Raw genomic sequence first — 12,087 nt, 5'->3', positions numbered from 1 at the left:
AGCAGGCGCTAATCCACGCGGATGTAGGCCCAGCCCTTGGCTTTCATGCAGCTGTTGTACATGTCCTCGCGTTGCTCGGCGTTGGCGTCGTAGCTTTCACGGCGTTCCGGCTCCCAGTAGCCCGGCGTCCAGGTGCACTGGTTGTTGGCGCCGCAGATCTGCCGTGGCGGCTGGAACGAGGCGGCGCGCGCTACGCGTTCGCGCATGTCCGGCGGGAAGGCTTTGGCGGCCTCCTGCTTGCACGGGTAGCTCTCGGCGTCAAAGTTGCGCGTGCCGTCGCCATGGCGCCACTGGTATGTGGCGCAGCCGGCCAGCAGGCTGCACAGCAGCAGGGGAACGATGGCTTTCATCGCAGGCTCCTCAAACAGTTTGCGGCTTGCGTGCCGCCCAGCGGTACAGCGCGATACCGGCTACGATCATCGGCAGGCTCAGCCACTGGCCCATGCTGATCACGTCGGACTGGCCGAAGATGCCGGCGTCCGGGGTGCGGAAGTATTCGGCGATGAAGCGGAAGCTGCCGTAGCCGATCAGGAACACCGCCGATACCTGGCCAGCTGGGCGGCGGCGTGCCGAGAACAGCCACAGGATGACGAACAGCGCCACGCCTTCCAGCAGCGCCTGGTACAGCTGCGACGGGTGGCGCGGCAAGGCGTCTATCTGCGGGAACACCATCGCCCACGGCAGCTCGGCCGGGGCCACGCGGCCCCATAGCTCGCCGTTGATGAAGTTGCCGACGCGGCCTGCGGCCAACCCTGTGGGTACCAGCGGGGCGACAAAGTCGGCCACCTGCCAGAAGCTGCTGCCTTTCTTGCGCGCAAACAGCGCCATGGCTACCAGTACGCCGATGAAGCCACCGTGAAAGCTCATGCCGCCTTTCCACACCATCAGGATTTCGGCCGGGTGTTGCAGGTAGTAAGCAGGTTGGTAAAACAGCACCTCGCCCAGGCGACCGCCCAGCACTACACCCAACACCGCCCAGGTCAGGAAATCGTCCAGGTCTTTGGCGCCCCAGCCGCCCCACGGCTGGCTTTTCACGCGCAGATTGCCCAGCCACAGAAACAGGCCAAAGCCCAACAGGTACATCAGGCCATACCAGTGCACGGCCAGCGGGCCCAGGTGGATGGCCACCGGGTCAAACTGAGGATGGATCAGCATTTGTCAGTAATGTGCGTTTGCGGTAAAAGGAAGATCGAAATTATACGGAAAGCGCCCGACGGCGTCCCGACGCGATCATGACGGGATGTTGTCATTCACAGAAACTTCACGCACCCGGAAGTTCCTGCCAACTGCTCACAGAAGCGGTATCCGCGCCCCGGGACACGTTATTTCCGCCGACGGGCGGGCAAAGAGAAACCAAGGATCAAGCCATGCCGCAATACCGCTCCAAAACCTCTACCTCTGGCCGCAACATGGCCGGTGCCCGTGCGCTGTGGCGCGCCACCGGCATGAAGGATGAAGACTTCCAGAAGCCCATCATCGCCATTGCCAACAGCTTTACCCAGTTCGTACCCGGCCACGTGCATCTGCACAATATGGGCCAGCTGGTGGCGCGCGAGATCGAACGTGCCGGCGGCGTCGCCAAAGAATTCAACACCATCGCCGTGGACGACGGCATCGCCATGGGCCACGGCGGCATGCTGTACAGCCTGCCCAGCCGCGACCTGATCGCTGACAGCGTGGAATACATGGTGAACGCGCACTGCGCTGACGCGCTGGTGTGCATCTCCAACTGCGACAAGATCACCCCCGGCATGCTGATGGCTGCGCTGCGGTTGAACATCCCGGTAGTGTTCGTATCCGGCGGCCCGATGGAGGCCGGCAAGGTGCAGTGGGGTAACGAGATCCGCAAGCTGGACCTGGTGGACGCCATGGTGGAAGCGGCCAACAGCGCCGTGTCCGACGCCGACGTGGACAAGGTAGAGCGCAGCGCCTGCCCCACTTGCGGGTCCTGTTCCGGCATGTTTACCGCCAACTCGATGAACTGCCTGACCGAGGCGCTGGGTCTGAGTCTGCCGGGTAACGGCAGCCTGCTGGCCACCCACGCCGACCGCAAGGAGCTGTTCCTGAAAGCCGGCCGCCTGATCGTGGAGATCACCAAGCGCCACTACGAGCAAGACGATTTCAGCGTGCTGCCGCGCAGCATCGCCACCAAGGCCGCGTTCGAGAACGCCATGAGCCTGGATGTGGCCATGGGCGGCTCCACCAACACCGTGCTGCACCTGCTGGCCGCCGCCCACGAAGCCGGTGTCGACTTCAAGATGGCCGACATCGACCGCATCTCGCGCAGCGTGCCCTGCCTATCCAAGGTGGCGCCGGCCACGCAGAAGTACCACATGGAGGACGTACACCGTGCCGGTGGCGTGATCGGCATTCTGGCCGAGCTGGACCGCGCCGGCCTGATCCATCGTGACGTCCCCACCGTGCACAGCCCCAGCATGGGCGCCGGCATCGAAGCGTGGGACGTGATGCGTCACGGCCCGGACAGCGAGCCGCACCGCTTCTACCGCGCGGCACCGGGTGGCGTGCCCACCACTATCGCCTTCAGCCAGAGCATGCGTTACCCGACGCTGGACGACGACCGCGCCGAAGGCTGCATCCGCGACAAGGCTAACGCCTACTCGCAAGACGGCGGCCTGGCCGTGCTGTACGGCAATATCGCCGAGCGCGGTTGCATCGTGAAAACCGCCGGCGTGGACGACTCCATCCTCAAGTTCACCGGCCGCGCCCGCGTGTTTGAAAGCCAGGACGACGCCGTGGCAGCCATCCTCGCCGACCAGGTCGTGGCCGGCGACGTGGTCGTCATCCGCTACGAAGGTCCGAAAGGGGGCCCGGGCATGCAGGAAATGCTGTACCCCACCAGCTACCTGAAGTCCAAAGGCCTGGGCAAGGCCTGCGCGCTGCTGACCGACGGCCGCTTCTCCGGCGGCACCTCCGGCCTGTCCATCGGCCACGTGTCGCCGGAAGCTGCTGAAGGCGGCGCTATCGGCCTGGTGGAAGAGGGCGATACCATCGAGATCGACATCCCCAACCGTGGCATTCATCTGGCTGTCAGCGCTGAAACGTTGGCCGCACGCCGCGCCGCACAGGAAGCCCGCGGTGCGCAGGCGTGGAAGCCGCTGGACCGCCAGCGCGTGGTCAGCCCGGCGCTGCGCGCCTACGCCGCCATGACCACCAGCGCCGACACCGGCGCAGTGCGCGATGTGTCGCAGGTGGAGCGCAAGTAAGCGCATTTACCCAGTCATATCTGCCAGCGGCTGCTGCAGTCGGTTTGGCTGCGTTAAGGTGAAAGCCCGCTTGTCTTAACAAGCGGGCTTTTTTATTTGGCAGGTGATGATTTTATTAATTAAGATTTATTTTTGATGCAGTTTTATTCTGAATTTTAATATCGAATTATTTTTTTTGTTGTTGATTTTTTGAATTTTTTTTGAATTTTCCACTTAATCCCGCCTGATTGACTATTGCTGAATATAATTGCTGGTCTGATTGTTTTCTTGCTGTATGTGCCGGAAATTTATGGGCAATCAATTTTCTGGTGGGGTTTAAAATGCGAAGATTAATTGGTGGGTTTAAATATACAATACTATTGTTATGTCAGGTGCTGCCTGCTATGGCCTTGGTGGTGCCCAATCTGCCGATGGTGGGTACCTCCGTGTCTCAACCACCGCTGAATGTGCTGGTAGTGGGGCGCGATCGCAATATGTTTGTGGAAGCCTACAACGACGCCACCGACCTGGATGATGACGGCGTGTATGACGTGGAGTTCAAACCGTCCATCGATTACTACGGCTATTTCAATAGCCATGTCTGTTACGAGTATTCCACCACTAATGGGCGTTTTGAGGCTGCGCAGTTCACTGCTGACAAAAAGTGTGGTGGTAACTATTGGTCTGGCAATTTGCTGAACTACGTTGCCATGTCGCGCGCCGACGTGCTGCGCAAGTCCTTGTATGGTGGTGCCCGCGAAGGCAGTAGTGCCGTATTGGTGCGCTCGCGGGTGCCGCGTGATTCTCACGCTTGGGGCAAGCAACTCACCGCTAACTTGTCAGGTCAGGGGAGCCTGCTGGATTACGTACCGGCAGATTTCATGGTGGGTACCCTCAGTTACTGCAACGATGCGGCTAACAGCAATCTGTGCGCGACGATAACCGGCACGACCAATACGATCAAGAGCCGGCTGGATCTGGGCCATACGCTGGTGTTTGCCAATGCCGACGACGGCAGTACGCCAGTGATCAAGGTGGCCTCGGCGGGCAATGGCGTGGATATCACGCAATGGGTCAGCAGTGAGGGCAATGCCAATCTCAATAACACCCGTTTTAGCGACATGGTCGGCATGATCGCCAAGGTTGTGTCTTGTACCAGTTACGATTTGCAGGCAGCTTTGGTATTAGGCAGGAATGCGAACTGCCGGTTGTACGGCAGTACGTACAAGCCGACTGGCCTGCTGCACAAGTACAGTGTGGACAACAATATGGAGTTTGCGCTGTTTACCAGCATTTATTCTAGTCCGCGTAGCGGTGCTGCCCTGCGCGTTGGCATGCGCCGCTTTGCCAGCGAGATTGACGCTAACGGTGATTTTGCGGCCGGTGGCATCGTGAAGACGCTAGACGCCTTGATGATTTACAAGCCTAATAGCGGCGGCTACAACAGCGGCGGGGACGGTAACTGGGGTAACCCGTTGGCCGAAATGTATTACGAGGTGCTGCGCTACTACGCCGGCAAGAGTGGGCCTAGTTATTTCACTGCAGGAAGCCGCAGCACCATCGACAAGACCAATATCGGTATCAACTTCCTGGAAGACTGGTCAAATTACAAGCCGTACGCCGGTAAGAACTGGTGTTCCAAACCGTTCATCACTGTGGTCAGCGACGCGGTGTCATCTTTCGATAGTCAGCTACCGGGCTCCGCGTTCGAGAGCATGGCTTCCGAGACTGGTATGACGGAGCTTGACGTGGGAACTCTGGCTGCCACGCTATGGAATCGGGAATTTGCCGGGGTGATGAAGACCATCATGATCGGCCAGGTCAGCGGCAACAATAACAGTGTCGGTCTGCCTACCGGCAAGTCAGCCAGATCGTTCAATGTGCGCGGCATTTCGCCGGAGGAGCCTACCCGTCAGGGCGGGTTCTATGGCGCCATGGCAGCCTACTATGCGCGGAGTACGCCGTTGGTCGAGGTGAATGTACCTGCAGGCAAGAGCAAACCCGTGATCCGTACCTTTGCGATAGCCCTGTCGAATTCGCAGCCCAAGGTAGAGCTGAAGTTTCCGCAGCAGACGGTGACTTTTATTCCATATGCACGCTCCGGCAGCAACACCATGTCGATTGTCGACTACTACCTGTTCAAGAGCGATACCAGCTGCACTTGGCCAGACTGCTACCGCTTCCGAGTGAACTTCGAAAACTCTGAAGACGGCAGCGACTGGGATGTCGATCACATTGTTGATTACCGCATCAGCAAGGACACCAGCAGTACGGTACGGGTGAAGGTGGATACCTTCTACGCTGCCAACGGTGCGCAGACCTACGCTGGCTTTATCATCTCCGGCGTCAGCCCGCTCAGCGATGCGACCGATGGCAATAAGACCGGCCCTTACCTGGTGATCCGCGAGAAGGAAAACGATCCTGCTGCGCAGACGTGGAACGGGTACAAGGGCACCAGTATCGAGTGTATCGCCAGCAACCAGCCTTACTACAGCTTGCTATATGGCTTGCATAACAGCCCACGACGAAAGAACTGCCTGATCCTGCCGGAAAACTTCGAGCGCATTTTCACGGTAAATAACGGTGATGCGACGGTAGAGCGGCTGCAGTCACCGCTGTGGTACATGGCCAAGTACGGCGGCTATACCGACGCCAAGACCGGCAGCGACGCCAATGGCCTGGTTGAAACCAACCAATGGGACGCCGACGGTGACGGTGTGCCCGATGCTTACGCATCCGCCACCAACCCGCTGAAACTGGAACAACAGCTGGACCGCATCTTCAACACCATCCAGCAGCAGGCGCCGTTCCTGGTGCCGGCGGTGGGCAGTAGCAGCAAGCTGGAAACTGATACCGTCGAATATACCGCTGGTTATGACTCTGCTGACTGGTCCGGCAACCTGATCGCCAAGAAGTACGACAGTACGCAGAAGAAGTTTGCCACCACGCTATGGTCGGCCGCCGAGTTGCTGCCGGCCAGCAGCTCTCGCCAGATCATCGCCGGTGTCAGCAATAGCGCGGTGAAGGCCATACCGTTTACCAGCGCCAGCCTGGCCTTGCCGGCCTACAACTTGCTGCCGTCGCTGCGCGAAAGCGTGGAAAGCAATAGCGTGGCGATTAACCGTGTCGACTACCTGCGCGGTAACGCTGCCAACGAGGGCATCACCACCGGCAAATTCCGCGTTCGCAGCCGCACCAAGCTGGGCGACATATTGCATTCGCGTGGCGTCTATGTCGGTGCACCTGTCGCCGGGTTCCGCAGCGACAACAGCTATACCAGTTTCTATAACAGCTACAAGAGCCGGATCCCAATACTGTACGTGGGAGCCAACGACGGCATGCTGCACGGTTTTGACGCCGCCAGCGGGGTAGAGAGGTTTGCCTTTATCCCCAAAGTGTTCCTGTCGTCCACCGTCGGGCAGTCGCCGCTGATTGACCTGACCGAGCAGAACTACAGCCACCGTTACTTCGTGGACGGCCAGCTGCACAGCAGCGCCGCCTGGGCAGACAGCAGCTGGAAAACCCTGCTCGCCGGCGGCTTGCGCGGTGGCGGCCGCAGCCTGTTCCTGCTGAACGTGACGGCGCCGGCCAACCTGCTGGAGTCCAAGGCCAACGAGCTGGTGCAGTGGGAGTTCACTTCGTTCGACGACAGCGACTTGGGTCTGACCTTTGCCCAGCCGCAGATACTGCAGCTGAACGATGGCAACTGGTACGTAGTTTCGCCAAACGGCTACAACAGCAGCAATGGCCGTGCGGCCATGTTCTTCCTGCCTGTCAATGCTCGTACCAGCTGGACGTCCTCTGGCTACAAGAAAATGGTGGTAGAGCAAGCCACGGCGGCCAACGGTTTGTCCGATTTTTCTTATTACGACCTCAACAAAGACGGCAAGGTCGACCTGATCTACGCTGGCGACCTGAAAGGCAATATCTGGCGCTTCAACGTCAGCAGCAGCGATACCAGCAAGTGGACGGCCAGCAGTATTTTTGTGGCCGCCGGACCGGATGGTAAGGCGCAGCCGGTGGTGCTCGCGCCACAAATTACCCAACACCCGACGCTCTCGCTGTCGCGTAGTGCCACGGTACCCAATCTGGTACTGACCTTTGCTGCGGGCAAGTTTCTGGAAGCCTGCGACAAGGATGCGGCCGGTTGCAGCGGCGAATCCAGCACCCGCAGTGTTTATAGCATCTGGGATTTTGGCGGCATCGTTTGTAAGCGTGACGAATTGGCCGAAGTAGGTGTGCAGCATTTCCCCGATACCATGCCGAAGACACGCCATGTATTCGACTACGGTACATTGCGCTACCCTACAGCAGGAGTGCGAAATGCAAATTGCCTTAGTAATGGCTTCCGAACTCTGGCCAGTGCCGATGGTAGCGGTGCTTACAGCCTGTCTGGCTACAAGCTGGGTTTCTATCTTGACTTGAAGTTGCCACTTGAGAACGTGGTGAATCTTGAGGTGTTTGGCAAAAATCGGGTCATTTTTGAGACAGACTATCGCAAGTCTCAGGCTGATGTCTGCGAGTCCGAGTTTGTCACTTATCCTTACGATAACTTCAGCTTGACTGGTAAACAGCTGATCGGAGTCATCAATCCTCCGGAGAGTACGGAAGTGGAGGAGCTGATATCACGGCTGATTGCACTTGGTTACGATGAAAAAAAGGCGCGTTTGTTGGCTACCGGCATTGGTGGGCCCGGTAGCCTGCCACTTGCAGGTTCTTACGGTTTGATTCGCCGTAATACCTTTAAAAAGGGTAGTCAGTGCTATCTCAGCTATAACGGCAGCGTTATCGGCCCGGTTGCATGTGGTAGCCGCATTGTCAAGCGTGTCAGTTGGCGTGAAGTGGTCAGCGATTAGCAGGCGGCAGTGTTGAGAGGACCAGAGCATGCAGCTTTGTCCGTCACGTTATTGGCTTTGACGCACAGTTTGAACGTGTTTTCTTGAAAGCAATGTTCTTTATTTGGATGATTTTTGTTAGTTATTGTTGATTTTGTTGATTTTATTTTATTTGTTTTAATTTTAAAAGGTGCCAATTCTATCAATTGGCACCTTTTTTATTCAGTAAATATTGAATGTAGGCGCAATGGAATGGTTGGTTCTATGCGTTTGTGCTTATATTCCATATGCTGTTTTCAATTGCTATCTTATCGACTACGATAAAAGGGCTTTGTTGCTCAATGTGCTTTTATCGGGTTTGATATGACATCGTTTTTATTAAGGTCGCAGTTTGCTGCCGTCTGCATGCTGGCTAGCGTTGCTCATGCCATCGTACCGGTTAGCCCGTCGCCACTGGCAGGTACCGGCGATACCGATGGGCCGAATGTGCTGTTGGCGCTGTCTATCGAGTTTCCCACGGCAGGTTGGGCATACCAGACCGGCTATACCAATACCAATGAATACCTGGGCTACTTTGAGTCTGGCCTGTGCTACAGCTATGTCACCAACGACAGCAGTGCGGGTGTCAACTATTTCAACCCGGTCAGTGCCGTCAATAATGCCAGCTTGCGTACTTGTAACGACGGCTTGTGGTCGGGCAACTTTCTCAACTGGGCAACCGGCACCGCCACCGACATCTTTCGCAAAACGCTGACCGGTGGTTACCGGGTTCGGGAGGCTACCGGCAAGACCATTCTGCGCATGTCACGTCACGGCTATTCAGATGCTGCTGCTACGCGTAGTTATGGGGACTTCCGTGGTTATTTGCCTTTACTATCCGGTCATGGCAGCGGGTCTACCTATCGCAACATGACAGCAACTATGGTGCGTCCTAGCGCTAATCCGTTTTCTGTCAATCTAAGTCGCAGTTACGAGCGCTGGAATGGTTTTAGCTGGGTGCAGTCTTCAGATACAAGCCGCTATGACCTGAACGTGCGCGCCTGCGTGCAATCCACCAGTTTTGGCATGGCCAGTAACTGCACCCTGTACACGCCGTCTACCGGGGTGGTGGATTACAAGCCGGAAGGCTTGATCCAGAAATACGCCAAAACCATGCGCGTGGGCGTGTTCAGTTACTTGCTCGACAACAGTGAAACCCGCGATGGCGGCGTGCTACGGGCGCGTTTGAAGTACCCTGGCTGCTATCAGACAGTAACCACCAATAGCGGTAACACTATCGCCTTGGGGCAGGAGTGGGACCCGAAAACCGGGGTCTTTTACACGAACCCCGACCCAACAGACGCTAGTGGTAGCAGCGTTAGCAACAGCGGGGTGGTGAATTACCTGAACCGTTTCGGTGAGGGGGGCTACAAGACGCTGGACCCGGCCGCCGAGCTGTACTACGCGTCGCTGCGCTACTTGCGCAACAAGGGCAATCTCAGCGCTTATTCCAACATTACCAATGCCAACCAGCGAGACAGCTTTCCGGTGATTACCGACTGGGATGACCCGCTGAAAAATTCTGACCAGAACAGCTTCATCATCTATTTCGGTGATGTCAATGTACACCGCGACGTGGATTTGCCGGGTTCTACCTGGACGGGCGTTACCCTGCGACCACCGGCTGATGATGACGAAATCAACGTTAGTACTTTGCTCAGTACCGTGCGTAATGGCGCTAGTAACAATATTGGTGCCAATCAATCGCCTGGTTATATTGCTGCGCTGGCTTACTGGGGCAATATGTTCGACATTCGTGGCGACAAGTCCGGTACGCAGCGGGTGAAGTCTTTCATGATCGATGTGGTGGAAGGTGGCAACTACAAGAGCGAAACCACCAACTCCTTCTATCTGGCGGCCAAGTGGGGTGGTTTTGACGACAGTAACGGCAACAAGACGCCGGATGTGAAGTCGGAATGGTCGAGCGATCTGCAAACCATCGGCGCCTTCCCTAACGGTGTGCCTGACAACTATGCACCGGCCAACAACCCGGAGGCGCTGATCCGGGCGCTGAACCGTGCCTTCAGTTATGCGGCGCTGGCGGTGAAACCGTCCTTGTCCGGCCTTAGCGTGTCGTCGGGCAATAACAGTGTCGGCACCGGCAGCCACATGTTCCGCACCACGTTTGAACGCTCGTCTGCCAACAGCAGCGATGGTGGTGCCGACTGGTACGGTGACATCGAGGCGTACAAGGTGACGCTGAACAGTAGCAATGCGCTGAACAGCAATTCGCTGGCGTTGGACTGGAGTACCAAATCCATTCTGGAAAGCCAGCTTGGTACCACGGCCAATGGCCGCAATGTGTACGCCTATAACAAGAACACCGAACGTGGCATGGGTTTCGATACGGGCAGCAGCTATCTGCAAACTCAGATCGGTCTCAACGCTGCCGGTTTGGCTTACCTGCGTGGCGACAATACCAATGCCGGCAACAGTGGCAGCAGAGCCTATCGTGCGCGCAGCTACCGTCTGGGGCCGATCGAGCTGGCCAAGGTAGCATTCTATGGTGCACCCGCGGACATCAGCGGCTGCGGCAGTTTCAGCAGCAGCGCCAAGGGGCGGCCATCCATCTACGCAGTACCCGCTAACGACGGCTTCCTGCATATCTTTAACTACGGCAATAAGAATGCTGCCGATAAGGGCAAGGAGCTATTTGCCTTCATGCCGTCTGCGGTGTACCCGCAAGCGGCCAGGTTGGCCGCCAAAGACTACGACTACGTTCGCCTGCACGATGGTAGCCCGGTCATCAAGGACGTGTGCCTCAATAACACCGCCACCACATTGTTGATCGGCTCTACCGGACGTGGCATTACCCGGAGTGACGGCTATGGCAGTAGCAGCATTTACGCCATCGACGTTACCACGCCAACCAGCATGAACGCCGACAGCGTGCGCTGGGAGTTCTCGTCCAGCAACGATAGCCTGCTGGGCAATATGATGACGCTGCCCAAGCTGGTGAAACTCAATAACGGTAAATGGGCAGCGGTACTGGGTAACGGCATTAACCAAACGGCCAGCAACGCCGGCGTCTTCTTGCTAATGCTGGACAAGGCACCTGGCGACCCCTGGGTGCTGGGCAGCAATTATTTCCGTCTCACCGTCAGCCCAGGCAGTACGCCCTTGTATTCGCCCAACGGTATTACCGACGTCAGCACTTACGATGACGACAGTAATGGCACGGCGGACTTTCTCTACGCTGGCGACCTTAACGGCCACGTGTGGAAGTTCGACATCAGTGCTACCGATCCGGCACGCTGGAACGTGGCACTAGGCGGTCAGCCGCTGTTTACTGCGTACACCATGAGTGGCAGCACCTTGGGCGATCGTCAGCCGATTACCGCGGCGCCCACCCTGATGAAAACGGCAGGCGGGCAGAAGATGGTGGTGTTTGGTACCGGCATCAACTACGCCGAGGCTGACCGTGCTACCAGTGGCCAGGCCATTTACGGCATTTACGACAATAACCAGCAGATTGCCGACCCACGCAGTTTGTTGGCGCATGCGGTGCCGTCTGCCGATTCTGGTTTTTCGCGCACCTCTACCAGCAGTGTGGCGGCCAACCAGAAGGGCTGGTACATCCCGCTGACCAGTAATGAACAGGTAGTGTCGTCGCCGTTTTACATGTCGTTGCGCCGCAGTGATCTGGTGGTGATCGACAGCATCCGTTTACGGCAAGAGTGTGCAGCCGGCGGCGAGGCGTCGTTCCGCACCATTGTCAACCTCAGTAATGGTGCCGCTCCCGAGATGGTACTGATGGACACCAATGGTGATGGCCGTATCAACAGTCTGGACAGCCGGTACAACCGGCAGTCGCTTTCCACCGGTGTCAATTACGGTGGTTCACTGCTGGTTACGCTGCCTAGCGGCAGGCTGGCGCTTTGCAACACGGGTGCCGGCGGTACTATCGAGTGCAACACCATGGGTAGTGCGAGCCGGGTAGTCAAACGGGTAAGCTGGCGTGAAGTGATCAGTGATTGAGGCGGGCAGGGTAGTTTCCTTGCCATTGGCAA

Annotated in this window: 5 protein-coding genes; 3 read left to right on the top strand and 2 right to left on the bottom strand. The window is 57.5% G+C overall.

Features of this window, described 5'->3' with window-relative positions; genetic code table 11:
• Nucleotides 1-8: 8 nt before the first annotated feature.
• The gene (locus ACK4FZ_RS07360; RefSeq protein WP_144372885.1) at nt 9-350 is read right to left on the bottom strand and encodes a hypothetical protein; all 342 of its coding nucleotides are present in this window, start codon (nt 348-350) and stop codon (nt 9-11) included.
• A 10-nt stretch (nt 351-360) separates the two neighbouring features.
• Nucleotides 361-1,155, bottom strand: a complete 795-nt coding sequence (gene lgt / locus ACK4FZ_RS07355) for a prolipoprotein diacylglyceryl transferase (RefSeq protein WP_409819381.1) — start codon at nt 1,153-1,155, stop codon at nt 361-363.
• Nucleotides 1,156-1,367: 212 nt separating this feature from the next.
• Between lgt and ilvD the strand changes: the two genes are divergently transcribed.
• The 3 genes from ilvD to ACK4FZ_RS07340 all read left to right on the top strand — a co-directional run bounded on the left by ilvD (nt 1,368) and on the right by ACK4FZ_RS07340 (nt 12,055).
• Nucleotides 1,368-3,224, top strand: coding sequence for a dihydroxy-acid dehydratase (ilvD, locus tag ACK4FZ_RS07350; RefSeq protein WP_409819378.1), 1,857 nt, complete (start codon nt 1,368-1,370; stop codon nt 3,222-3,224).
• 425 nt (nt 3,225-3,649) lie between these two features.
• Nucleotides 3,650-8,059, top strand: coding sequence for a pilus assembly protein (locus tag ACK4FZ_RS07345; protein ID WP_409819375.1), 4,410 nt, complete (start codon nt 3,650-3,652; stop codon nt 8,057-8,059).
• A gap of 384 nt (nt 8,060-8,443) precedes the next feature.
• Nucleotides 8,444-12,055 carry a pilus assembly protein gene (locus ACK4FZ_RS07340; RefSeq protein ID WP_409819372.1) on the top strand — a complete coding sequence of 1,204 codons (3,612 nt, stop codon included), beginning with the start codon at nt 8,444-8,446 and terminating at the stop codon, nt 12,053-12,055.
• Nucleotides 12,056-12,087 lie beyond the last annotated feature (32 nt).

The sequence above is a fragment of the Vogesella sp. genome, assembly GCF_046297735.1.
Taxonomy (GTDB): Bacteria; Pseudomonadota; Gammaproteobacteria; order Burkholderiales; family Chromobacteriaceae; genus Vogesella; species Vogesella urethralis.
Note: the sequence above shows the minus strand (reverse complement) of the source record. Positions and strands in the feature narration are given on the sequence as shown.

What these genes read in the sequence shown, in the direction of transcription:
- ilvD (WP_409819378.1), top strand. Translation starts at nt 1,368, where the DNA reads ATGCCGCAATACCGCTCCAAAACCTCTACCTCTGGCCGCAACATGGCC.
- ACK4FZ_RS07360 (WP_144372885.1), bottom strand. Translation starts at nt 350, where the DNA reads ATGAAAGCCATCGTTCCCCTGCTGCTGTGCAGCCTGCTGGCCGGCTGC.
- ACK4FZ_RS07340 (WP_409819372.1), top strand. Translation starts at nt 8,444, where the DNA reads ATGCTGGCTAGCGTTGCTCATGCCATCGTACCGGTTAGCCCGTCGCCA.
- lgt (WP_409819381.1), bottom strand. Translation starts at nt 1,155, where the DNA reads ATGCTGATCCATCCTCAGTTTGACCCGGTGGCCATCCACCTGGGCCCG.